This window comes from Gordonia alkaliphila, assembly GCF_039542465.1.
Taxonomy (GTDB): domain Bacteria; phylum Actinomycetota; class Actinomycetes; order Mycobacteriales; family Mycobacteriaceae; genus Gordonia; species Gordonia alkaliphila.
On record NZ_BAABIE010000007.1, the window covers coordinates 146,234 to 169,702 of the forward strand.

Genomic DNA, 23,469 nt, shown 5'->3' on the forward strand with positions numbered 1-23,469 from the left:
GGCTCCTCTTCCTCTCGCACTTCCCCGACGCTTCGAACTTCCAGCCTATGCCGCCCATAGTCGCCCCGCAGGCGAGCGCGGGGCCAGGGCCCTACGTCCCGCCGTGGCGATCATCACTCGGGCGCGGGCACCGGTTCCAGGATCTCCCGACGGGCCTCGGGCGCCGCCACGCGCAGCGCATCGGCGGCCTCGTCGTCGGGCTGGCGCTGCGACGCGATCTCCGCGGCCACGCGGGCGCAGTAGTTCTCGATCTCCCACTCGCGGCGTTCGTCGCTCCACCCCAGGATCGGCGCCATCAGTTCGGCGGCCTCGCGAGCGCAGTCCACGCCGCGGTGGCTGTACTCGATCGCGATACGGGTGCGACGGGCCATCACGTCCTCGAGGTGCAGCGCACCCTCGCTGGCCGCCGCGTAGACCACCTCGACGCGCAGGTACTGCGGGGCGGCACCCAGCGGGTTCAGCAACGACGGATCGTCGACGGCCGCGGCCAACACCTCGTCGAGCAGCGAGCCGTACCGATTCAGCAGACGACGCACCCGGTACGGATGCAGGCCGTACTGCTGACCCAGGTGCTCGCACTGGTTGATCAGCGCGAAGTAGCCGTCGGCGCCGAGCAGCGGCACGCGTTCGGTCACCGATTCGCCCACCCGATCCGGGATGAAGTCGGCGGCCGCGTCGACGGCGTCGGCGCCCATCACGCGGTAGGTGGTGTACTTGCCGCCGGCGATCGAGATCAGGCCGGGCGCGACCACCGCCACCGCGTGCTCGCGGGACAGGGCCGACGTGGACTCGTCCTCCCCGGCCAGCAGCGGGCGCAGGCCGGCGTAGACGCCCTCGATGTCGTCGTGGGTCAGCTGGGTCACCAGTTCCTGGTTGACCCGCTCCAGAATGAAGTCGATGTCCGCACGGGTCGCCGCCGGGTGCGCCAGGTCCAGGTTCCAGTCGGTGTCGGTGGTGCCGATGATCCAGTGCGTCTCCCACGGGATCACGAACAGCACCGACGTCGGGGTGCGCAGAATGATGGCCGTCTCGCTGACGATGCGGTCGCGCGGGATCACGATGTGCACGCCCTTGGACGCGCGCACTGTGAAGTGGCCGCGCTGGCCGGACAGCTTCTGCACCTCGTCGGTCCACACGCCCGCGGCGTTGATCACCGACTGGGTGGCCACGGTGGTGGTGGCGCCGGTCTCCGAGTCGCGCAGCTTCACGCCGATCACCCGGTCGCCCTCCTTCACGAAGCCCACGGCCTGCGTCGAGGTGCGCACCACCGCGCCGTACTGCGCGGCCGTCCGGGCCAGGGTGAGGGTGTGCCGGGCATCGTCGACGACGGTGTCGTAGTAGCGGATGCCGCCGACCAGAGCGCTGCGCTTGAGGCCCGGCGCGATGCGGAGGGCGCCGGCGCGGGTCACGTGCCGCTGGCCGGGCACCGACTTGGCGCCGCCCATCCGGTCGTACAGGAACAGTCCGGCGGCCAGGTACGGCCGCTCCCACACCCGCTTGGTCAGCGGGAACAGGAACGGCAGCGGCTTCACCAGGTGCGGCGCCAGCAGGCTGAGCGAGAGTTCCCGCTCGCGCAGCGCCTCGCGCACCAGACCGAACTCCAACTGCTCCAGGTAGCGCAGGCCGCCGTGGAACATCTTCGACGACCGGCTGGAGGTGCCGGACGCGAAGTCGCGGGCCTCCACCAGCGCCACCCGCAGGCCGCGGGTGGCGGCGTCCAGGGCCGCGCCCACACCGGTGACGCCGCCGCCGATCACGACGAGGTCGAATTCTTCCTCGGAGAGCCGCCGCCACGCTTCCTCGCGCTGGCTCGGGCTCAAATCCGCAGGTCGATCCTGGCTATTCTCAGTGGACACGCCCCGAACTCTACCGGAGCGTAACCCCGCATCGTGAGAGACTGACGACCGTGAGCCAGACCACTGCCGCCGCCGCCCACCGCTATGTCGCCGCCATCGACCAGGGCACCACGTCCACCCGCGCCATGCTCTTCGATCACGCCGGAACGGTGGTGGCCAGCGAGCAGACCGAGCACCGCCAGATCTTCCCGCGGGCGGGCTGGGTGGAGCACGACCCCATCGAGATCTGGCGCAACACCCGGCGGGTGGCCGGCGCGGTGATCGCCGCCGGCGAGGTGGGCCCCGGCGAGATCGCCGCCTGCGGCATCACCAACCAGCGCGAGACCACCGTCGTCTGGGATCGCCACACCGGGCAGCCGGTGTACAACGCGATCGTCTGGCAGGACACCCGCACCGCCGAGCTGTGCGAGGAACTGGCCGCCGCCCCGGACGCGCTCGGCGACCCCGGCGTCGACCGCTACCGCGAGCGCACCGGACTGCCGCTGTCGACGTACTTCTCCGGCCCCAAGATCCGCTGGATCCTGGACCACGTGGACGGCGCGCGCGAGCGCGCCGAGAACGGCGACCTGCTGTTCGGCACCATGGACACCTGGTTGATCTGGAATCTGACCGGCGGCGCCCGGCACGACGGCCTGCACGTCACCGACGTCACCAACGCCTCGCGCACCCTGCTCATGGATCTGCGCACGCTGGCGTGGGACCCGGACATCTGCGCCGACCTGGGCATCCCGGTCGCGATGCTGCCGCAGATCCGGTCCAGCTCCGAGGTCATCGCGCCGCTCACCCTGGGCGGCACCTACCCCGATGTGCCGCTGGCCGGCATCCTGGGCGACCAGCAGGCGGCCACCTTCGGCCAGGCCTGCCTGGAGCCCGGCGAGGCCAAGAACACCTACGGCACCGGCAACTTCCTGCTGATGAACACCGGCACCGAACCGGTCTTCTCCCGGCACGGTCTGCTCACCACGGTCTGCTATCGCCTCGGCGACGAGCCCGCCCGCTACGCGCTCGAGGGCTCGATCGCGGTGACCGGTTCGCTGGTGCAGTGGCTGCGCGACAACCTGGGCCTGATCGCCTCGGCCCCCGAGGTGGAGACGCTGGCCGCGGCCGCCGAGGACAACGGCGGCGTCTACTTCGTGCCCGCCTTCTCCGGCCTGTTCGCGCCGCGCTGGCGTCCCGATGCGCGCGGGGTGATCGTGGGCCTGACCCGGTTCGCCGACAAACGTCACCTGTCGCGCGCGGTGCTGGAGGCCAGCGCGTACCAGACCCGCGAGGTGATCGAGGCCATGCAGGCGGACTCCGGCGTCGCCCTGACCACCCTCAAGGTGGACGGCGGCATGGTGGTGAACGAACTGCTCATGCAGTTCCAGTCCGACATCCTCGCCGTCCCGGTGGTGCGCCCGGTGGTGAACGAGACCACCGCCCTCGGCGCCGCCTACGCCGCCGGTCTGGCCGTCGGCTTCTGGGAGTCCGCGCAGGACATCCGCGACAACTGGGCCGAGGGCGGCCGCTGGTCGCCGTCGATGGACGACGGCGAACGCGAGCGCCTCTTCGCGGGCTGGAACCGCGCCGTCACCCACTCCTACGATCTGGCCTGATCTCGCCGCAACCCTTGACCTACAACCAAATGGTTGTATATTGGGAAGGGTGAACGAGGTCGACGAGGATCGGGCGGACGCCCTGTTCCACGCCCTCTCCGACCGGACGCGACGCGACATCCTGCGGCGAGTATTGGCCGGCGAGCACTCGGTCACCGCGCTCGCGGCGGACTACGACATGAGTTTCGCCGCCGTGCAGAAGCACGTCGCCGTGCTGGAGAAGGCCGGACTGCTCACGAAACGTCGTGACGGTCGACAACAACTGGCCTCCGGCGACGTCGCCGCCGTCCGCTCGGTGCAGGCCATGCTGGCCGGCATCGAACAGATCTGGCGGGGCCGCATCGCCCGGATCGACGACCTCCTCGCCGCCGATCCACCCTCCCCCTGACCATCCCACCCACTTTCACCCGGGAGTCACCATGCCTGTCACCGACGTCACCACCGACATCGCCCACTGCACCCTCACCATCGAGGCCGCGTTCGACGCGACCGTCGAGCGCGTGTGGGCCCTGTACGCCGATCCGCGCCAGCTCGAGAAGGTGTGGGGCCCGCCGGAGGTGCCCGCCACCTTCGTCGACCACAACCTGACGCCCGGCGCCAAGTGCACGTACTACATGACCGATCCGAACAGCGGCGAGAAGTACTACGGCTGGTGGATCATCACCGAGGTCGACGCCCCGAGCCTGTTGACCTTCGACGACGGCTTCGGCGACGCCGACTTCAACCCGGCCCCCGGCATGCCGATCAGCAAGAACGTCTACCGTTTCGAAGCGGCCGACGGCGGCACGCGCGCGCTGTACACCTCGGTCTACCCCGATGCCGCGTCGCTGCAGCAGGTGCTGGACATGGGCGTGATCGAGGGCGCCAGTTCCGCCATCAACCAGATCGACGCCTTCCTGGCCGGCTGACCCGCTGATCGGAACGGTTCAGCGCGCGTGCTGTGCGCGGTGGCGTCGGTCGGCCGCGAACTCACCGAAGACCGCGGCCACCGCGACCACTCCGACGAGGGCGTAGCCGACGCTCAGCACGCGCGCCGAACCCAGGATCTCGGGGCCGCCGACCGCCACCAGCAGCCCGGCCATCGCCGAACCGAAGGCGGTCGCGATCAGCTGCGTGGTGTTCATGCCCGCCGAGACGTGGGCGGCCTCATGCGGGTCGTCGCTGACGCGCAGGCCCGCGGTGAGCCAGTGCGCCATCGCCATGCCGATACCGCAGCCGGCGACGAACAGCGCGACGAACCAGCCGGTCACCACGGCACCGCTCGGCCCGTCGACCTGGAGGGCCGCGTAGCCCACGAAACCGAGCGAGATCAGCACCGGACCGGCCACCTGCACGCGGCGGCGGACCCGGTCGGAGGTGACCGTGGAACTGATCAGCGAGGCCACCGTCCAGCCCCAGGAGATCGCCGCCCCGAGCAGTCCGGCCACCAGCGGCGACATGCCGCCCAGCCGCTGCCCGAACAGCGGCACGAAGGTCTCGATGGTCGACGCCAGGGTGAGCAGCCCGATGGCGAGATAGATCCACCGCAGCGGTGACGCACCGTGGTAGACCAGGCGCGGCAGCACCCGGTGCGCGGCGCCGCGTTCGCGCCACACGAACGCCACCGTCGCCGCCACGGCGCCCAGCACCCACAGGCCGGTGGCCGTCGACGACGACACGATCGACGCGACGCTGAGCGCCAACGCGGCCGCGGCAAGCAGCACCAGCGCCGTCCAGGGCACCGGATCGGCGTCGCCCCCGGTGCCGCTGCGCACCGGCAGCACCCGCGCCGCGACCGCGGCCAACCCCACCGCGATCGCCGCCAGCAGCAGGAAGGCTCCGCGCCAGAAGCCGATCTGGGCGAAGAAGCCGCCCACCACCGGACCGGCCAGATTGCCCACGCCCCACATCGCCGACAGCAACGCCACCGCGCGCTGCCACAGCGACGCGGGCAGCACCAGGCGCACCACCGCGAAGGCCAGTCCGGCCAGCAGCCCCGCGGCCAACCCCTGTACCGCGCGGCCGGTCAGCAGCACCGGCATGCTCGGCGCGACGGCTGCCAGCAGCGTGCCGAGCGCGAACACGCCGAAGCCCCCCAGGTACGACAGCCGGCTGCCGAACCGGTCCAGGGCCCGCGACACCAGCATCGACGACGCCACCGACGCGACGACGAAGACCGTCATCGTCCAGGCATAGAATTCGCCGCCGCCGATCTGCGTCACCGCACTCGGCAGCAGACTGGTGGTCACGTAGGTGTTGGTCGCGAACAGTCCGATGCCGCCGGCCAACACCACCACCGGGGCCCGATGTTCGGGGCCGAACAGTTCACGCCAACCACCGACGACGTCGGACACGCCGGTACCGCCCCGCTCTAGTCCAGGTCGTCCCTAGTCCAGATCATCGTGGCGGACCAGCTGGCGCGCGGCCTCGGTGATGGAACCGGACAGCGACGGGTACACCGAGAAGGTGTTGGCCAGGTCGGAGACCTGCAGCTTGTTCTCCACGGCGAGGGCGATCGGCAGGATCAGCTCGGACGCGATCGGCGAGACCACCACGCCGCCGATCACCACGCCGGTGGCGGGGCGACAGAAGATCTTCACGAAGCCGCGGCGCAGACCGCTCATCTTGCCGCGCGGGTTGGTGGCCAGCGGCAGCATCACGGTGCGCGCCGGGTACTCCCCGGAGTCGATCGCGTTCTGCGATACGCCGACGGCGGCGATCTCCGGCCGGGTGAAGATGGCCGAGGCGACGGTCTTGAGCCGGATCGGGCTCACGCCCTCGCCCAGCGAGTGGTACATCGCGATGCGGCCCTGCATGGCCGCCACCGAGGCCAGCGGCAGCACGCCGGTGCAGTCGCCCGCGGCATAGACACCGGGCACGGACGTGCGGGAGACGCGGTCGACGGTGATGTAGCCGCCGCGTTCCACCCTCACGCCGACATCGGCCAGGCCGAGGCCTTCGGTGTTCGGGACGGAGCCGACGGTCATCAGCACGTGCGAGCCGGTGACAGTCTGGCCGTCGGCCAGGTGCACCTGCACGCCGTCGTCGACGCGTGCGACGCGATCGGCGCGCGCATGCTTGATCAGGGTGACGCCGCGCTCGGAGAACGCCTCCTCCAGGGCCAGCGCCGCGTCTTCGTCCTCGTGCGGCAGTACGCGGTCGCGGCTGGAGACCAGGGTCACCTTCACGCCGAGCTCGGTGTAGGCGTGCACGAACTCCGCGCCGGTCACGCCGGAACCGACCACCACCAGGTGTTCGGGCAGCTCGTCGAGGTCGTACAGCTGGCGCCAGTTGAGGATCCGCTCCCCGTCGGGCTTGGCGTCGGGCAGCTCGCGCGGTGAGGCGCCGGTGGCGATCAGCACCACCTCGGCCTCGAACGACTCCACGGTGCCGTCGGCGTGGGTGGCGATCACCTCGTGCACGCCGCTGCCGGCCGGCGTCTCGGACAGCTTGCCGGTGCCGTTCACGATCCGAACGCCCTCGCTGACCAGCCGCGCGCGGATGTCCGCGGACTGCGCGAACGCCAGGTCCTTGACCCGCTGGTTGATCTGCGGCAACGTCACCGGGGCCGAACCCACATCGATCGAGATGCCGAGGTCGGCGGCCTTGCGGACCTCGGTGCGCACACCGGTGGTGGCGATGAACGTCTTGCTCGGCACGCAGTCCCACAGCACGCAGGCGCCGCCGATGCCGTCCGAGTCGATCAACGTGATGTCGGCACCGTACGCCGACCCCGCCTGCGCCGCCTCATACCCTGCCGGTCCTCCACCGATGATCACGATCCGCGCCACTTAGTCATCTCCTTGCCAGCAGGGTCTGTTCGCTCTCAAACCTACCCTCCTCGCGGCGGCGCGCAGTTTCCTCCACCGCGGCGAGGGCATAGGCTGTGCGCCGTGCCCCTCTATGCCGCCTATGCGTCGAACATGGACCCCGCTCAGATGTTGCAGCGGGCTCCGCACTCGCCGATGGCATCCACCGGCTGGCTGTACGGCTGGCGCCTCACGTTCGCCGGTGACGACCTCGGCTGGGAGGGCTCGTTGGCCACCGTCACCGAGGACCGCGACGACCCGGAGGCCAAGGTTTTCGTGGTGCTGTACGACGTCCCCACCGAGGATCAGGCCAACCTCGACCGCTGGGAGGGCACCGAACTCGGCGTGCACCGCAAGATCCGCACCCGCGTCACCACCGCCGACGGCCCGGTCATGGTGTGGCTGTACGTGATCGACGGATACGAGGGCGGCCTCCCTTCGGCGCGGTACATCGGCATGATCGCCGACGCGGCCGAAGTGGCCGGCGCACCGGCCGAGTATGTCCGTCGGCTCCGGCTGCACGAGGCCCGTAACGTGGGTCCGGGGCCGGAGGAACCGATGGACAATCAGCCCTGAGTCGGCGCTCCTAGTGCCCCGTGCTAGAGCAGCGGGGGCTCCGGCTCCAGCTCGCCCTGCAGCACGGCCCCGGCGAGGGTGGCGATGCCCACTGCGATCGCCCGCTCGTCGAGGTCGAAGTCCGGCTGATGCAGGTCGCCGTGCGGTCCCGTGCCCGACCACACGCCCAGGCGTGCCATCGCGCCCGGCGCTTCCTGCAGGTACCAGGCGAAGTCCTCGCCGCCCGCCGACTGCGGGGTGTCGACCTCGGCGGCCGGATCGATCGCGCCGACGGCACGCCGCAGCATGCCGACGCTGTCTTCGTCGTTAACCACCGGCGGAACGCCGCGCACATAGGTCAGGTCGTAGCTCACGCCCAGCGGGGCGACGAGCTCGCCGACGATGCTGCGCACCAGGGGCTCCATCTCGTCCCACACTTCCTGGTCGCCGGTTCGGACGGTGCCGCGCAGGCGCCCCTCCTGCGGAATGGCGTTGGGCGCATCGCCGGAATGTGCTGCGCCCCAACCCATCACGGTGCCCGAACGGGGATCCACGCGGCGCGCCAAGACGCCCGGCAGGCCGGTGATCAGCGCGCCCATCGCATAGACGAGGTCGCCGGTCAGATGCGGCCGGGAGGTGTGCCCGCCCGGTCCGCGCAGGTGCACCTCGATGCGATCGGCGGCCGACGTCAACGCACCCGCGCGCAGGCCGACGGTGCCGACCTGCAGGTGCGGATCACAGTGCAGCGCAAAGATTCTCGCGAGGCCGTCCATCGCGCCGGCGTCGATCGCGTCGAGGGCGCCGCCGGGCATGATCTCTTCGGCGGCCTGGAACACCAGGCGCACGCCGAACGGCAGATCGTCGATCCCGGCCAGCAGGCAGCCCACGCCCATCAGAATGGCGGTGTGCGCGTCGTGCCCGCAGGCATGCGAGACGCCCGCCACCTGGGACGCGAACGGCAGGCCCGTCTGCTCGGTCACCGGCAGTGCGTCGAGGTCGGCACGCAGGCCGATCCGCGGCCGATCGGCGGGGCCGAAGTCACAGATCACGCCGGTGCCCTTGGGCAGCACCACCGGCGACAGGCCCGCCGCGGTCAGGACCTCCACCACCTTGGCGGTGGTGGCGAACTCCGCCCTCGACAGTTCCGGCGCCGCATGAATCTCGCGGCGCCAGGCGATCACCTGATCCAGGTTCGCGTCGAGCCAGTCGCTGATCGCCGGGAACATCAGAGCAGCGTCGGCGGCACGGGGGTGTTCAGGTCCTCCAGCAGCGGCAGCCGCAGTCCGCGCTTGATCGTCGCCAGGTTGTCATTCACCAGGCTCGCGCGTTCGCGGGCCAGTTCGCGACCGCGCTCGAGCAGAGCGTCGGCGTCGACCGCCTCTTCGACGATCCCGGCCGCCACGGCGTCGTCGGCGCCGTAGCGACGGCTGGTCAGCATGGCCTCGGTGGCCGTGGCGTCGGGAGTGCGGGTGCGCACCAGCGCCGCCATGCCGCGGGTGAACGGCATGTTGAGCGCCGCCTCCGGCAGCGACCAGAAGCCGCGCTCGGTGCGCATGATGCGGTGATCGGCGCACAGCGCGAGCATCGCGCCGCCGCCGAAGGCGTGGCCGTTGAGCGCGGCGATACTCGGCACCGGCAGCGTCAGGACGCGGACGTACAGCTGGTGGATGCGGTCCAGGTAGCCGGGCAGTTCGGCGAAGTTGCTCGCGATGAAGTCGGTGTCCAGGCCGTTGGTGAAGTACTTGCCGGTCGCGGTCAACACGATCGGCTTGCCGGCGGCCACGGCCTCGTCGAGCGCCTGGTTCACCTCGTCGAGCCAGCCGAGGGTGAAGCGGTTCTCCGGGTTTGTCTCGTCGAGCTCGCGTCCGGGCGCACCCAGGTAGACCTCGGCGGCGTCGTCGTGCAGGGAGAAATAGGGCATGGCGATGACTCTATCGCCCGGCACTAGGGTGGGCACCATGGATCCCACCGTCGACGCCGACGCCGCCGCGGTCGCCGCGGCCGCCTTCCTCGCCGCGCACACCGATTGCCGTCGGCACGACGTCGCGGTGGTGCTCGGCTCGGGCTGGGCGCCCGCCGCCGACGAGTTCGGCCGCCCGGTCGCCGAGGTGCCGATGACGCACATCCCCGGCTTCACCCTTCCGTCCGCGCAGGGGCACAGCGGATCGGTGCGGTCGGTGCGCATCGGCGGCTCCCGCGTGCTGATCATGGCCGGCCGGGTGCACGCCTACGAGGGCCATCAGCTGGCGCGCGTGGTGCATCCGATCCGGACCGCCGCCGCGGCCGGGGTGCGCACCGTGGTGCTGACCAACGCGGCAGGCGGGATCGCCGACGGCCTGACCGTGGGCGAACCCGTCCTGATCAACGATCAGCTGAATCTGACCGGCCGTTCGCCGCTGCCGGGCGCGCAGTTCGTGAACATGGTCGACGCCTACGCACCCGCCCTGCGCGAGTTGGCCCGCAGCGTCGATCCGTCGTTGCGCGAGGGCGTCTACGCCGGGCTGCCCGGGCCGCAGTACGAGACGTCGGCCGAGATCCGGATGCTGCGTACCGTCGGCGCCGACCTGGTGGGCATGTCGACGGTGCACGAGACCATCGCCGCCCGCGCGGCCGGGCTGGATGTCCTCGGGGTGTCGTTGGTGACCAATCTGGCCGCCGGAATCACCGGGGAACCGCTGGCGCACGCGGAGGTGCTGGAGGTGGGCCGCGCCTCGGCCACCCGCATGGGCACGCTGCTCGCCGAGGTCGTCGCCGCCCTCGATCAGCGATGACACTGCGTTTCGGGACCGCCGGGCTGCGCGGACCGGTGCGCGAGGGACCGGACGGCATGAACGTCGGCACCGTCACCCGGGCCACCGCCGGTCTCGCCCATTGGCTGGCCGCACAGGGGGACAGCGGCGCGGCGGTGGTGGTCGGCCGGGACGCCCGGCACGGCTCGGCGGACTTCTTCGCCGCCACCACGCAGGTGTTGGCCGCGGCCGGATTCGACGTGGTGGCCCTGCCCGCGCCCGGGCCCACCCCGCTGGTCGCCTTCGCCACCCGCCTGCTGAACGCGGCGGCCGGCGTCATGATCACCGCCTCGCACAATCCGGCCGGCGACAACGGCTACAAGGTGTACGTCCGCGGCGGCGCACAGCTCCTCTCCCCCGCCGATCGGGAGATCGAGGCCGCCATCACCGCCGCCCCGCCCGCGGAGCAGGTGCCGCGGCGCGCCGTGCCGGCGGATCCGCGGGCCGCCGCGATCGCCGAGCAGTACCTGGCCCGCCTCGACGCCCGGTTCGGGCCGCCCGTCGCCGACGGCGTCCGCATCGCGCTGACCGCCATGCACGGTGTCGGCGGCATGCTGGCGCGGGAAGCGTTGGCGCGCAACGGGTTCACCGACGTGCACGTGGTCGCCGAGCAGTTCGCCCCCGACCCGGACTTCCCCACCGTCGCCTTCCCGAATCCGGAGGAGCCGGGCGCCACGGATCTCCTGCTGGCGTTGGCGCAGGAGTGCTCGGCCGATCTCGCGCTCGCCCTGGATCCGGACGCCGACCGGTGCGCCGTCGGCGTCCGGGGCGCGGACGGGACCTGGCGGATGCTGACCGGCGACGAGACCGGTGCACTGCTGGGCGACGCCGTGCTCGACGAGCACCTGCCCGCCGCCGTGCCGCCGGTGATCGCGTCGTCGATCGTCTCCGGCACCCTGCTGCACACGATCGCCGCCGCGCGCGGGGCCCGCACGGTGCGCACGCTCACCGGTTTCAAGTGGTTGGTGCGCGCTGGCGAGCCGCTGGTCTACGCCTACGAGGAGGCCCTCGGGCACTGCGTCGATCCCGCGGCGGTCCGCGACAAGGACGGCATCAGTGCCGCGGTCGCGCTGGCCCGGCTGGCCGCGGCCCGCGGCAGCCTCGCCGCGGTCCTCGACGACCTGCAGGAGCGGTACGGACGGCACGCGACGGCGCAGCGCAGTCTGCGCGTGGACCACGTCGCGCAGATCGGCGCACTGATGTCCCGGCTGCGCACCGACCCGCCGTCGACGCTGGCCGGAATCGACGTCACCGCCGCCGACCTGCTCCGCGACGGCCCCGGCCCGCACACCGATGCGGTCGAGCTGACCGGAGTCGACGCCGCGGGCATCGCCGTGCGCGTGGTGGCGCGGCCCAGCGGCACCGAGCCGAAACTGAAGTACTATGCGCAGGTCAGCACCCCGCCCGGCACCGAGGTCGGCGCGGGCCAGCTCGACGATCTACTCGAACGGGTGCTGGCCGAACTGCCCGGAGAAGCGTGAGGGAGCCGCGGTCATGTCCTACCCCGAATACCCCGATCCCCACTACCCGCAGCCCCAATACCCCCAGCCGCAATACCCCCAGCCGCAGCCGCCGAATCGCGGACCGCAGATCATCGCCGTGATCGCGGCGATCGTCGCACTCGCCGCGGTGGTCGCCGTGATCGTCCTGTTCGTGAACTCCGGGGGCGACGACGAGGCCGCCGCGCCGGAGAGCAGCGGGCCGGTGGTGACCGAGTACGTCCAGGCACCGCCGTCGCCCGGCTCGGACACCGACACCGGCGTCAAGCAGCCCCCGGCGCCGAGCACGACGCCGTCGTCGTCGACCGCTCAGCAGCCGATTCCGCCGATCGACGGCGCGACCTCGCACGGTTTCGTCGGCGGCCCCACCTGTGACGACACCGCCGATCCGCTGGTCTTCATCGGCTACACCCAGCGCTCGGAGGTGATCGTCTGTCAGGTGGGCCGGCAGACCGGCCGCTACTACTACAAGGGCAAGGCCGACGGGAATTCGAGCCACGTGGACTTCCCCACCCGCTCGGGCAACACGTTCACCGCGACCAACGGCAGCACCTCGTACATCGTGTCCCCGCAGTCGCTGGTCATCACCGAAAACGGCCGGGTGCTGGCCACCGAGCCGATGCTCGAGGCCTGGGTCGGCTAGTACCCGTTAGAAGTTGCGTGGGCCGAACAGTCGGTCGCCTGCGTCGCCGAGGCCCGGCACGATGAACGATGCGTCGTTCAGGCCGTCGTCGAGGCCGCCCACCATCAGGCGCAGTCGGTGCCGTGAGTTCTCCAGTGCCGCAATGCCTTCCGGCGCCGCGACCACGCAGATCGCGGTGAGGTCGGTGGCGCCGCGGGCCGCCAGCACATCCAGGGTGTGCAGCATCGATCCCGCCGTCGCGAGCATCGGATCGAGCACGAACACCGGGCGGCCGGACAGATCCTGCGGCAGCGACACCAGATACTCGGCCGGGAGGGCGGTGTCCTCGTCGCGGGCGACACCGACGAAACCGATCTGCGCCTCGGGCACGGCGCCCATCGCCGCGTGCAGCATGCCCAGGCCGGCGCGCAGCACCGGCACCATGAGGGGCGCGTCGGTCAGCATCGCGCCGGGGCACGGGCCGATCGGGGTGCGCACCACCACGTCGTCGACCGGCTGGTCGGCCATCGCCTCGTAGATCAGCATCCCGGTGAGCTGCGTGAGCAGATCGCGGAATTCGGCGCTCGAGGTGTTTTCGTCGCGCAGCCGGGTCAGCCGGGACCGCACCAGCGGATGGTCGACGACGCGGTAGTCCAGACGGTGGGTGCTCATGTCCGCACAGCGTAATCGCCACGCCGGGGACGCCATCGTGGAACCGAACCGGGCACCGCTGCGTCTAATCACCATGAAACCTGTCGCAGTCACCGATTCCTCGCTCTCGCAGATCGCCGGGCGGCAGAGTGCCGCCGCCGGGATCGTCACCGAACGGGCCGTCGCCGAACGCCTCGACACCGCCGCATTGACGCCGACCTTCGGCCTCATCGGCGCCCCGTTTCTGGCGGCGCTCGGTGCGGCCATGAACACCCGGGCCGCGCGGCTCGACGCGTTGGCCGGCAGCCACACGCAGCAGGCCACGGCCACCGTCGCCGCGGCGGCGGGCTACGGCAGCACGGATGCCGCGAACGCGGCGGGGGTGTCGGCGTGATGTTCGAGTTCCTCATCGCGCCGCTGCGCATGCTGATCGCCGCCCTCGGCACCGGCGAACTGCCGACCGGGGGCCCGACCACCACGCTCGCCGCCTCCCAGACCGCGCTCGACGGCGCGGCCGACCTCACCCGCGGCGCGGCCCGGCAGGCCACCACCGATTGGCTCGGCACGGGCGGCACGGCCGCCGCCGACCGCGCCGTCACCACCGCGACGGCGGGCGTCGTCGAGGGCGGCAACGGAGCAGACATCTCGGCCGCGGTGGCGACCGCCGCGGGCCGGGTGAAGCAGGCGAACGCCGAGCTGAACCGGTTGGCCGACGCCTTCGTCGCGGCCGCCTCGGCCGCCGCCCCCACCGTGACGCCCGCGGCCCTGGCGGTGCTGGTCCCGCTGGCCGCCGACTACCTGGGGCGCGGGCTGGCGGTGATCGCCACGACGCAGGCCGAGCTCGCCGCCGACGCCCGGGGGCTGGGCCGGATCACCGCGCCCGAGCACGTCCGCACCGCGGGTCCGGCCGGACTCACCGACGTCCCCGGGCCGGGGAAGGTGCCGATCACCCTGCCCGACGGTTCCGTGGCCTACGCGCCCAACGCCCGGGCCGCGGCGGCGGTGCGTGCCGCGCTCAGCCAGCGCGGAGTCCCCTACGTGTGGGGCGGCACCACCACCGACGGTTTCGACTGCAGCGGCTTCACCCAGTGGGCCTACCGGCAGGCCGGCTTGGAGCTGCCGCGCCTGGCCCAGGACCAGGACACGGCCGGTTTCCCGGTGAGCCAGTCGCAGCTGCAACCGGGTGATCTCGCGGTGTGGAGCGGCCACGTCGCGATGTACATCGGCAACGGTCAGCTGATCGAGACCGGCGGCGATCCGGTCGGGGTGACCGCCCTGCGCACCACGAATGCCGACCAGAGTTTCGAGGGCTTCTACCGCCCCCGGTAGGCTCATCGGCATGGCCGGAGACATCGTGCCCATCGAGCTCGGATTGACCGATGGCAACCTGTTCACCCTGTGGGCTCCTCGCTGGCGCGAGGGCGATGACGAGTGGGAGGCTTTCCTGGGTCTGGAGGACGACCTGTACGGGTTCGACTCCGTCGCCGCCCTGGCCGCCTTCGTGCGCACCGACGACGACAACGACCTCGCCGATCACCCGCAGTGGGCGACGATCACCGAGCTGCAGGCCGACGAACTCATCCCGGACGAGAAGCACTCGTACGACCTGATCGGCGTGCCCGAGCTGGCCGCCGAGGACCCGCGCGGGCAGGTCATCGCCGAGCTCGAGGATGCGCTGGAGATCACCCGCATCATCGGTGAGGTCTGCGATCTGACCCCGATCACCAAGTTCTTCACCGCCAACCCGATCCTGGGCGCCGTGACCGTCGGCACCGAGAACTTCCAGGGCCGCGACGGCGTCGACCTCTGGGTGCGGATCGGCCGCCTGATCGCCAAGCACTGGGACGACGTCATCGACGCCCTCGACGACGTGGTGACCACGCCCGACGTCGACGCCGCCGCCCTCAGCATCGCCGAGGGCGAGCTCGACGCCGCGGCCTCCGCCGAAGACGAGGACGAGCCGGAGTTCGATCCGGTCGACCCGCTCGACGAGGACTCGGACGCCGACAGCGACGACGATGACGATGACGATGAGGACGACGCAGACGACGTCGACGAAGGCTTCTGGGGCGAGGTCGGTATCGATCCGATCCGGATCTACACCGACACCGGCGAGTACCTGACGCTGCGCTGCTACCTCGGCGACGACGCCGTGTTCCTCGGCGCCAAGGGCACCATCTACGGCTTCACGTCCGAGCGCGCCCTGACCCGCTACCTGGCCGAGCACAACGACCATGCGCTGGCCCGCGTCTCGACCTACGGCGAAGTGCAGGCGATGGCCAACGCCGGCGAGCTCACCTACGACGTGCTCCCGGAGAACGTCTACGCGCTGCCCGGCATCGACGAGGACATCCTCGACGGCCCGCGCCGCGTCGACTCCCGCCAGCTCGACCTCGCCGTCGAACTGCTCTCCGACGCCGCCGACTTCGCCGACCTCGACTCGGTGGACGAGGCCCTGGGCACCACCACCCCGCTGGGCTGGTTCGTCGACTACACCGTGAAGCCGGACCCGAATCGACTCGCCCCGTCGGGCCCGTTCGACAACGAGTCCGAGTCGTGGCGCGCGCTGGTCAGCGACTTCGAGGAACGCCTCGTCCGTCGCGGCTGAACCCTGCCCGGCAATTCAGCCGAGCAGCACGGCGTAGCCGGGCTTGACCACCTCGTCGATGAGCGCGAGCCGCTCGTCGAAGTGCAGGAACGATGATTTCATCGCGTTCACGGTGAAGCGCTGAAAGTCGGCCCAGCCGTACCCGAAGGCCTCGTGCAGCAGCAGGAATTCGCGGCTCATCGTGGTGTTGCTCATCAGCCGGTTGTCGGTGTTCACGGTGACCCGGAACTGCAGGCGCGCAAGCACATTGAACGGGTGCTCGGCGATCGACGCCACCGCGCCGGTCTGCACGTTGCTGCTCGGGCACAGCTCCAGCGGAATCCGCTTGTCCCGCACGTAATCGGCGATCCGGCCGAGTCGGGCGCCGGGATAGCTGTGGTCGGCCGGGCCGCTGCCCGGCGGCAGGGTGATGTCGTCGATCATCCGCACGCCGTGGCCCAGCCGGTCGGTGCCGCAGAACGCGACGGCCTCGTGGATGGACGGCAGCCCGAAGGCCTCCCCCGCGTGAATCGTGAAGTGCGAGTTCTGATCTCGCAGATACTCGAAGGCGTCCAGGTGGCGCGACGGCGGGTTCCCGGCCTCCGCGCCGGCGATGTCGAAGCCCACCACCCCGCGGTCGCGGAACCGGACCGCCAGTTCGGCGATCTCGCGGGAGCGCGCGGCGTGGCGCATCGCGGTCACCAGCCCCCGCACGATGATCGGTTGCCCCCGCTCGGCCGCCGCGGCCGCGCCGTCGGCGAAGCCGCGCAGCACCGCCGCCACCGTCTCGTCCAGCGACAGGCCGCGTTCGGTGTGCAGTTCCGGCGCGAACCGCACCTCGGCGTAGACCACCCCGTCGGCGGCCAGGTCCTCGGCGCACTCGCGCGCCACCCGGGTCAGCGCCTGCGCCGTCTGCATCACCGCAACGGTGTGCTCGAAGGTCTCCAGGTACCGCTCCAGCGATCCCGCGTCGGCGGCCGTCGCGAACCAGTGCGCGAGCGTCTCGGCGGTGTCGGCGGGCAGTCGGTCGTAGCCGATCTCGCGCGCCAGCTCGAGCACCGTCGCCGGTCGGAGTCCGCCGTCGAGGTGATCGTGCAGCAGCACCTTGGGCGCCAACCGGAAGTCGTCGAGTGTGCACGCCATGTACCCCACCGTAGCCGTGCCGCCGCGGCTCCTGCGGGAGGGAAATCCTCGACCGGCATGATGTTCATATGAGCGATTCCGACGAGTGGCGCCCCGTTCCGCCCGAGGACACCGATCCGACGAGCCTGCCCGACTCGGCGAGCGTTCCCGACCCGGCGGTGCCCGAGCAGGAGAACCCGTACGCGTCTCAGCCGTACGCACCCCAGCCGTACGCCATCGACCCGTCCGCACACGCCTACGGTGTTCCGCCGCAGCACCACCCGCTGCTGCCGGTGCCGTCGCCCCCGTCGTTGTCGGCGGCCTTCTCCTGGGCGTGGCGCAAGTTCTCCGCGCACGCCGGCGTCATCGTCGGCGCCGCCGCGCTGTGGGCCGCGGTCCTGGTCGCCGTCCTGGTGGCCCTCTGGATCGTCGCCACCGCGGTTCTGCTCTTCGTCTTCACCGTCGGCGGCGGCTGGAGCGCCGACTCGTTGCCGACGGTCGCCGTGCTGACCACCTCGCTGGTGCTCGGCATCGTCCTCACCCTGGTCGGGGCGATCGCCGTGTCGTGCTGGCTGAACGCGTTGATCGTCATCGCCGACGGACGACGCCCCGAGCTGGCCGACTTCGGCCGCCCCGCGGCGCTGGGTCCGATCATGGCGATCTCGGTGGTCATCGGGGTGATCTCGGTGCTGCTGGACGTCCTTTTCGTCGACGGCCTGGACATGGAATGGGCCTCGTGGATCGTCACCCTCGTGATCAGCTTCGGCACGCTGTGGATGCTGTACCAGGCGGCCGACGCGCGACTGTCCACCGCCGGCGCGGTGCGCGCGGGCCTCGATCTGAGCATGCGCAACCCCGCCGCCACCCTGATCGTGCTGGTGATCACCACGCTCATCGGGCTCGCCGGAATCCTCGCCCTGGTGGTGGGCCTGCTGGTGGCCCTCCCGGTGAGCGGGCTCTTCGCGCTGTACTACTTCCGCGCCCTCACCGGCCGCCCGATCGCGGCCTGACCGGCAGCACGCCTAACCGGCAGCGCCGACCCGCCCGAGCACCCGCGACGCCGCCACGGCGGGCCGATTCGTCGACACCGTGACGGCGTCGGCCAGCCGGGCCCGCGCCGCCGCGAAGCGGGCGGGATCGTCGGCGTGCAGTGTCAGCAGCGGAGCACCAGCCTGCACCGCATCGCCGATGCCGGCGTGCCAGGTGACTCCGGCACCGGCGGAGACCGCCGCGCCCGGCACCGAGCGGCCCGCCCCGAGCTCCCACGCCGCATGTCCGACGGCCAGCGCGTCCAGACCCGACAGGTACCCGGAGTCACGGGCGACGATCACCTCCCGGTGCGCCGCCTGCGGCAGGGGCGCAGCCGGGTCGCCGCCCTGCGCGGCGATCATCGCGCGCCAGGTGTCCATCCCCTGCCCGCCGGTCAGGTGCTCGGCCGGGTCCACGTCGTCGCGCCCGACGGCGGCCAGCATCGCGCGCGCCAAGGCGAGGGTCAGCTCCACCACGTCCGCGGGTCCGCCGCCGGCCAGCACCTCCAGCGCCTCGGTCACCTCCAGCGCGTTACCCGCCGAGCGGCCCAACGGCGACGACATGTCGGTGAGCAGCGCGCTGGTGGCGACCCCGGCGTCGGCGCCGAGCTCGGTCATGGTCGCCGCGAGCTCGTGCGCGTCGTCGTACTCGGTCATGAACGCGCCGGAGCCCACCTTCACGTCGAGCACCAGCGCACCGGTGCCCTCGGCGATCTTCTTGCTCATGATCGACGCCGCGATCATCGGAATCGAGGCGACTGTGCCGGTCACATCGCGCAGCGCGTACAGCTTCCGGTCGGCCGGGGCCAGATCGGCCGACGCCGCGCAGATCACCGCGCCCACCCGCTCCAGCTGCTCGCGCAGCGCGTCCGGGCTCACCTCCGCCGACCAGCCTGGGATCGCCTCGAGCTTGTCCAGCGTGCCGCCGGTGTGCCCGAGGCCGCGCCCGGACAGCTGCGGCACGGCCAGCCCGTAGGAGGCGATCAGCGGAGTCAGCGGCAGCGTGATCTTGTCCCCGACCCCGCCGGTGGAGTGCTTGTCGACGGTGGCCAGCGCCCGGCCGTCGCGGCACAGGCCGGACAGATCCATCCGCGTCCCCGAGGCGATCATCGCGGCCGTCCAGTCGGCGATCTCCCGGCGCGTCATTCCGCGCCACAGGATCGCCATCGCCAGGGCGGACATCTGCTCCGGCGCCACCGTGCCCGCGGTGAAGCCGGCCACCACGGCGTCGATCTGCGGCGTCGACAGCTCACCGCCGTCGCGCTTGCGGCCGATGACGCTCACCGGGTCGAGCGCAGCGGTGCTCATCGGGTCTCCGCCGCCCGCGCGAGGTCGTCGGGGCCGAAGGCATCCGGCAGCAGTTCAGCCAAGGCCCGGGGTCCGTGCACGGAGTCCACGAGCAGCCCCGGACCGCCGAACTCGAGGAGGACCTGCCGGCACCGACCGCACGGGGTCAGCACCCGGCCGTCGCGGTCGCAGATCGAGATCGCGCGGAGTCGTCGTACCCCCGCGGAAACGGCTGCACTGACCAGCGCGACTTCCGCGCACACGCCGAGTCCGTATGAGACATTCTCCACATTGGCACCGAGCACCATTCCGCCCTCGCCACTGATTGCGGCCGCCCCCACCGGAAAACCCGAGTAAGGAGCGTAGGCCCTGGTCATCACGTCGCGCGCGGCGTCCCGCAGGTCGTCGAAGTGGATTTCGGTGCTCAATTTCGCTCCTCGAATCGCGGAATTCAAAAGGTAAGGCACACCTAAGGCCTGGATCTGGTCTCCGTCACATTGTTACAAGGATTTATGACAACACTCAGCATGGGTTTAAAGTCAGGAGTCATTGGGCCTTTGGTCTGCGCCCGCAGCACCCGAGCCCGACTTCACTTGTCGACACTTTGGAGGCGTAGAACGCGATGAGCACCCCCACCGAGGTCGCACCGGATCCGGTGCGCAAACGCTCTCTCTACCGCGGAGATCCCGGCATGTGGGCCTGGGTGCTGCAGCGGATTACCGGCGTCACCATCTTCTTCTTCCTGTTCGTGCACGTACTGGACACCGCGGTGATCCGCGTGAACCAGAACACGTACACCGAGATCATCGATACCTACAAGACCTGGTACATCGGTCTGATGGAGATCGGCCTGGTCTTCTGCCTCCTGTGGCACGCCCTCAACGGTATCCGCGTCATCCTGATCGACTTCTGGGGTAACGGCCCCAAGTACCAGCGTCAGATGCTGTGGACCGTCGTCGGCGTCTTCGCCGTGGTCTTCACCGCCGCCGCCGTCCGCCTGCTGTCGCTGATCATCAGCCACGCGTTCTAAGGGAGCGAAGAGTAATGACTATCGAAGCCAAAACCATCGCGACCGATTACGACCGGCCGGCCAGCCTGGACGCACCGCGCGCACCGCGCGCGCAGAGCCGCACCAACTTCGAGAAGTGGGCATGGCTGTTCATGCGCTTCTCCGGCATGCTCCTGGTGATCCTGGCCCTCGGCCACGTCTTCATCATGCTGGCCTGGGACGACGGCGTGCACCGCATCGACGCCTCCTTCGTCGCCGCGCGCTGGCGCGAGCCCTTCTGGCAGGTCTGGGACCTGACCATGCTGTGGCTCGCGCAGCTGCACGGCGCCAACGGTCTGCGCACCGTCATCTCCGACTACTCGCGCAACGACCGCACTCGCTTCTGGCTCAACGCCCTCCTGGCGATCTCCGGGATCCTGGTGCTCGTCCTCGGCACCTACGCGATCCTCACCTTCGGCTCCGGCTCCTAAGGAGAACTAGAAACTCATGCAGGAACATCGGTATGACGTCGTCATCGTCGGCGCCGGCGGCGCCGGGATGCGCGCGGCCATCGAGGCCGCTCCGCGCGCCCGCACCGCGGTACTGACCAAGCTCTACCCGACGCGCAGCCACACCGGCGCGGCGCAGGGCGGTATGTGCGCCGCCCTCGCGAACGTCGAGGAAGACAACTGGGAATGGCACACCTTCGACACGGTCAAGGGCGGCGACTACATCGTCGACCAGGACGCCGCTGAGCTGATGGCCAAGGAGGCCATCGACGCGGTGCTCGACCTGGAGAAGATGGGTCTGCCGTTCAACCGCACCCCGGAAGGCCGCATCGACCAGCGTCGCTTCGGTGGCCACACCCGCGATCACGGCAAGGCTCCGGTGCGTCGCGCCTGCTACGCCGCCGACCGCACCGGCCACATGATCCTGCAGACGCTGTACCAGAACTGCGTCAAGCACGACGTCGAGTTCTACAACGAGTTCTACGCGCTCGACGTGAACATGACGACCGACGAGAACGGCGAGCCCGTCGCCAACGGCGTCGTCGCCTACGAGCTGGCCACCGGCGAGATCCACGTCTTCCACGCGAAGTCGATCATCTTCGCCACCGGCGGCAGCGGCCGCATGTACAAGGTGACCTCCAACGCGCACACCCTCACCGGTGACGGCATGGGCATCATCTTCCGCAAGGGCCTGCCGCTGGAGGACATGGAGTTCCACCAGTTCCACCCGACCGGCCTGGCCGGCCTGGGCATCCTCATCACCGAGGGCGTCCGCGGTGAGGGCGGTATCCTCCGCAACGCGGACGGCGAGCGCTTCATGGAGCGCTACGCCCCCACCATCAAGGACCTCGCCCCGCGCGACATCGTCGCCCGTTCGATGGTCCTCGAGGTCCTCGAAGGCCGCGGCGCCGGCCCGAACAAGGACTACGTCCTCCTGGATGTCACGCACATCCCGGAAGAGACCCTGATGGCCAAGCTCCCCGACATCATGGAGTTCTCGCGCACCTACCTGGGCGTCGACCCGGTCACCGAGCTGGTCCCGGTGTACCCGACCTGCCACTACGTGATGGGCGGCATCCCGACCAACATCAACGGTCAGGTGCTCGCGAACAACACCCAGGTGGTCCACGGCCTGTACGCCGCAGGCGAGTGCGCGTGCGTCTCGGTGCACGGCGCCAACCGCCTGGGAACCAACTCGCTGCTGGACATCAACGTCTTCGGTCGTCGCGCCGGTATCGCCGCCGCCGAATACGCCAACGCCGCCGAGTTCACCGAACTCGAGGAGAACCCCTCCGCGCGCGTCGAGGAGTGGGTCGCGCAGATGCTCAGCGACCACGGTCACGAGAACGTCATGACCATCCGCACCGAGCTGCAGCAGACCATGAACGACAACGCCGCCGTGTTCCGCACCGAGGAGACCCTGAACCGGGCGCTCACCGACGTGCGCGCCCTCAAAGAGCGCTACGCGCACGTCTCGGTCAGCGACAAGGGCAAGCGTTTCAACTCGGACCTCCTCGAGGCCATCGAGTTGGGCTTCCTGCTCGAGCTGGCCGAGGTGACCGTCGTCGGTGCGATCAACCGCAAGGAGACCCGCGGCGGCCACGCCCGCGAGGACTACCCGAACCGCGACGACGAGAACTTCATGGTCCACACGATGGCCTACAAGAAGGGCGACGGACTGATCTCGGACATCGAGCTCGATTACAAGCCCGTCGTTCAGACCCGTTACAAGCCGATGGAGCGGAAGTACTGATGACTGTCACCGTCGAAAACAACGCCACCAACCTGCCTCCGGTGCCGCCGGAAGCGACGATGGTGACGCTGAAGATCTACCGTTTCAACCCGGAGAACCCGGACGCGCAGGGCTTCGAGAGCTTCCGCGTCCCGGCGCTCCCCTCGGACCGCCTGCTGTCGCTGCTGCTCTACGTGAAGGGCTACCTGGACGGCACCCTGACCTTCCGTCGCAGCTGCGCGCACGGCATCTGCGGCAGCGATGCCATGCGGATCAACGGCGTCAACCGCCTGGCCTGCAAGCTCCTGATGAAGGACCTGCTGCCCAAGGACACCAGCAAAGAGATCACCATCACCATCGAACCCATCAAGGGTCTCCCGGTGGAGAAGGATCTCGTGGTCGACATGGAGCCCTTCTTCGACGCGTTCCGCGCCGTGAAGCCGTTCCTGATCACCAGCGGCAACGAGCCCAGCCGCGAGTACATCCAGAGCCAGGCCGACCGCGCCCGCTTCGATGACACCACCAAGTGCATCCTGTGCGCGTGCTGCACCACCAGCTGCCCCGTGTTCTGGACCGAGGGCAGCTACTACGGCCCGGCCGCGATCGTAAACGCACACCGCTTCATCTTCGACAGCCGTGACGAAGGCACCATCGAGCGTCTGGACATCCTGAACGACGCCGACGGTGTGTGGCGCTGCCGCACCACCTTCAACTGCACCGACGCATGCCCGCGTGGCATTCAGGTGACGCAGGCGATCCAAGAGGTCAAGCGCGCCCTGATGTTCTCGCGCTGACAGTCCACTCTGCAGCCCCGACGAAGCCCCCGGTCCGCTGACCGGGGGCTTCGTTGTCGTCGCCTGG

Annotated in this window: 24 protein-coding genes; 15 read left to right on the forward strand and 9 right to left on the reverse strand. The window is 70.4% G+C overall.

Annotation, left to right across the window (positions count from 1 at the left end; all coding sequences use genetic code 11):
• Positions 1-113: 113 nt before the first annotated feature.
• Entirely contained in the window at positions 114-1,856 is a 1,743-nt protein-coding gene (locus tag ABD989_RS09370) for a glycerol-3-phosphate dehydrogenase/oxidase (protein ID WP_246994864.1), read from the reverse strand.
• A gap of 125 nt (positions 1,857-1,981) precedes the next feature.
• Here ABD989_RS09370 and glpK point away from each other — a divergent pair, with 125 nt between their 5' ends.
• Genes glpK through ABD989_RS09385 form a run of 3 tightly spaced genes read left to right on the forward strand, consistent with a single transcriptional unit; the run spans position 1,982 to position 4,359 of the window.
• The gene (gene glpK, locus ABD989_RS09375; RefSeq protein WP_425556513.1) at positions 1,982-3,451 is read left to right on the forward strand and encodes a glycerol kinase GlpK; all 1,470 of its coding nucleotides are present in this window, start codon (positions 1,982-1,984) and stop codon (positions 3,449-3,451) included.
• A gap of 49 nt (positions 3,452-3,500) precedes the next feature.
• Positions 3,501-3,839 (forward strand): ArsR/SmtB family transcription factor, encoded by a 339-nt coding sequence (locus ABD989_RS09380; protein WP_246994862.1) that lies wholly within the window; start codon positions 3,501-3,503, stop codon positions 3,837-3,839.
• A gap of 31 nt (positions 3,840-3,870) precedes the next feature.
• Positions 3,871-4,359 carry an SRPBCC family protein gene (locus ABD989_RS09385; protein WP_345313272.1) on the forward strand — a complete coding sequence of 163 codons (489 nt, stop codon included), beginning with the start codon at positions 3,871-3,873 and terminating at the stop codon, positions 4,357-4,359.
• 18 nt (positions 4,360-4,377) lie between these two features.
• Here the strand turns inward: ABD989_RS09385 and ABD989_RS09390 are convergent, their stop codons facing one another.
• Both ABD989_RS09390 and ABD989_RS09395 read right to left on the reverse strand, forming a co-directional pair.
• The gene (locus ABD989_RS09390; RefSeq protein ID WP_246994857.1) at positions 4,378-5,784 is read right to left on the reverse strand and encodes an MFS transporter; all 1,407 of its coding nucleotides are present in this window, start codon (positions 5,782-5,784) and stop codon (positions 4,378-4,380) included.
• 33 nt (positions 5,785-5,817) lie between these two features.
• Positions 5,818-7,221 (reverse strand): NAD(P)H-quinone dehydrogenase, encoded by a 1,404-nt coding sequence (locus ABD989_RS09395; protein WP_345313273.1) that lies wholly within the window; start codon positions 7,219-7,221, stop codon positions 5,818-5,820.
• Positions 7,222-7,323: 102 nt separating this feature from the next.
• Here ABD989_RS09395 and ABD989_RS09400 point away from each other — a divergent pair, with 102 nt between their 5' ends.
• A complete protein-coding gene (locus ABD989_RS09400; RefSeq protein ID WP_246994853.1) occupies positions 7,324-7,815 on the forward strand; it encodes a gamma-glutamylcyclotransferase family protein in 492 nt (163 codons plus the stop codon).
• A gap of 23 nt (positions 7,816-7,838) precedes the next feature.
• On the opposite strand, the gene ABD989_RS09405 is transcribed toward ABD989_RS09400, so the two are convergent.
• A complete protein-coding gene (locus ABD989_RS09405) occupies positions 7,839-9,020 on the reverse strand; it encodes an amidohydrolase (protein ID WP_345313274.1) in 1,182 nt (393 codons plus the stop codon).
• The gene (locus tag ABD989_RS09410) at positions 9,020-9,715 is read right to left on the reverse strand and encodes an enoyl-CoA hydratase/isomerase family protein (RefSeq protein ID WP_246994849.1); all 696 of its coding nucleotides are present in this window, start codon (positions 9,713-9,715) and stop codon (positions 9,020-9,022) included. The genes ABD989_RS09405 and ABD989_RS09410 overlap by 1 nt, the downstream gene beginning before the upstream one ends.
• Positions 9,716-9,752: 37 nt before the next feature.
• On the opposite strand from ABD989_RS09410, the gene ABD989_RS09415 reads away from it, so the two are divergent.
• The 3 genes from ABD989_RS09415 to ABD989_RS09425 are packed head-to-tail and all read left to right on the forward strand — an operon-like array spanning position 9,753 to position 12,725.
• Positions 9,753-10,565, forward strand: a complete 813-nt coding sequence (locus ABD989_RS09415; RefSeq protein WP_345313275.1) for a purine-nucleoside phosphorylase — start codon at positions 9,753-9,755, stop codon at positions 10,563-10,565.
• Positions 10,562-12,064 carry a phospho-sugar mutase gene (locus tag ABD989_RS09420; protein ID WP_345313276.1) on the forward strand — a complete coding sequence of 501 codons (1,503 nt, stop codon included), beginning with the start codon at positions 10,562-10,564 and terminating at the stop codon, positions 12,062-12,064. The genes ABD989_RS09415 and ABD989_RS09420 overlap by 4 nt, the downstream gene beginning before the upstream one ends.
• Positions 12,065-12,077: 13 nt before the next feature.
• Complete coding sequence (locus ABD989_RS09425) at positions 12,078-12,725, forward strand: hypothetical protein (protein WP_345313277.1); 648 nt, start codon at positions 12,078-12,080, stop codon at positions 12,723-12,725.
• Between the two features lie 6 nt (positions 12,726-12,731).
• Here ABD989_RS09425 and upp read toward each other — a convergent pair whose 3' ends face one another.
• The gene (gene upp, locus ABD989_RS09430; protein ID WP_246994841.1) at positions 12,732-13,376 is read right to left on the reverse strand and encodes a uracil phosphoribosyltransferase; all 645 of its coding nucleotides are present in this window, start codon (positions 13,374-13,376) and stop codon (positions 12,732-12,734) included.
• Here upp and ABD989_RS09435 point away from each other — a divergent pair.
• Genes ABD989_RS09435 through ABD989_RS09445 form a run of 3 tightly spaced genes read left to right on the forward strand, consistent with a single transcriptional unit; the run spans position 13,375 to position 15,963 of the window.
• Positions 13,375-13,749 (forward strand): type VII secretion target, encoded by a 375-nt coding sequence (locus ABD989_RS09435; RefSeq protein ID WP_345313278.1) that lies wholly within the window; start codon positions 13,375-13,377, stop codon positions 13,747-13,749. The two genes, upp and ABD989_RS09435, sit on opposite strands and share 2 nt — an antisense overlap.
• Positions 13,749-14,684, forward strand: a complete 936-nt coding sequence (locus ABD989_RS09440; protein ID WP_345313311.1) for a C40 family peptidase — start codon at positions 13,749-13,751, stop codon at positions 14,682-14,684. Before ABD989_RS09435 ends, ABD989_RS09440 begins: the two co-directional genes overlap by 1 nt.
• Before the next feature lie 10 nt (positions 14,685-14,694).
• Positions 14,695-15,963 carry a primosomal protein gene (locus tag ABD989_RS09445; protein WP_345313279.1) on the forward strand — a complete coding sequence of 423 codons (1,269 nt, stop codon included), beginning with the start codon at positions 14,695-14,697 and terminating at the stop codon, positions 15,961-15,963.
• 15 nt (positions 15,964-15,978) lie between these two features.
• Here ABD989_RS09445 and ABD989_RS09450 read toward each other — a convergent pair whose 3' ends face one another.
• Positions 15,979-17,085, reverse strand: a complete 1,107-nt coding sequence (locus tag ABD989_RS09450; RefSeq protein ID WP_246994836.1) for an adenosine deaminase — start codon at positions 17,083-17,085, stop codon at positions 15,979-15,981.
• Positions 17,086-17,153: 68 nt separating this feature from the next.
• On the opposite strand from ABD989_RS09450, the gene ABD989_RS09455 reads away from it, so the two are divergent.
• A complete protein-coding gene (locus ABD989_RS09455) occupies positions 17,154-18,074 on the forward strand; it encodes a hypothetical protein (protein WP_345313280.1) in 921 nt (306 codons plus the stop codon).
• A 12-nt stretch (positions 18,075-18,086) separates the two neighbouring features.
• Here the strand turns inward: ABD989_RS09455 and ABD989_RS09460 are convergent, their stop codons facing one another.
• Both ABD989_RS09460 and ABD989_RS09465 read right to left on the reverse strand, forming a co-directional pair.
• Positions 18,087-19,400 (reverse strand): thymidine phosphorylase, encoded by a 1,314-nt coding sequence (locus ABD989_RS09460; protein ID WP_345313281.1) that lies wholly within the window; start codon positions 19,398-19,400, stop codon positions 18,087-18,089.
• Complete coding sequence (locus tag ABD989_RS09465; RefSeq protein ID WP_246994831.1) at positions 19,397-19,807, reverse strand: cytidine deaminase; 411 nt, start codon at positions 19,805-19,807, stop codon at positions 19,397-19,399. The genes ABD989_RS09460 and ABD989_RS09465 overlap by 4 nt, the downstream gene beginning before the upstream one ends.
• A gap of 194 nt (positions 19,808-20,001) precedes the next feature.
• On the opposite strand from ABD989_RS09465, the gene sdhC reads away from it, so the two are divergent.
• Genes sdhC through ABD989_RS09485 form a run of 4 tightly spaced genes read left to right on the forward strand, consistent with a single transcriptional unit; the run spans position 20,002 to position 23,402 of the window.
• Positions 20,002-20,409 carry a succinate dehydrogenase, cytochrome b556 subunit gene (gene sdhC / locus ABD989_RS09470; protein WP_246994829.1) on the forward strand — a complete coding sequence of 136 codons (408 nt, stop codon included), beginning with the start codon at positions 20,002-20,004 and terminating at the stop codon, positions 20,407-20,409.
• A 14-nt stretch (positions 20,410-20,423) separates the two neighbouring features.
• A complete protein-coding gene (locus ABD989_RS09475; RefSeq protein WP_246994827.1) occupies positions 20,424-20,858 on the forward strand; it encodes a succinate dehydrogenase hydrophobic membrane anchor subunit in 435 nt (144 codons plus the stop codon).
• A gap of 16 nt (positions 20,859-20,874) precedes the next feature.
• On the forward strand, positions 20,875-22,629 hold the full coding sequence (gene sdhA / locus ABD989_RS09480) for a succinate dehydrogenase flavoprotein subunit (RefSeq protein WP_345313282.1): 1,755 nt from the start codon (positions 20,875-20,877) through the stop codon (positions 22,627-22,629).
• Positions 22,629-23,402, forward strand: coding sequence for a succinate dehydrogenase iron-sulfur subunit (locus ABD989_RS09485; RefSeq protein WP_246994823.1), 774 nt, complete (start codon positions 22,629-22,631; stop codon positions 23,400-23,402). Before sdhA ends, ABD989_RS09485 begins: the two co-directional genes overlap by 1 nt.
• Positions 23,403-23,469 lie beyond the last annotated feature (67 nt).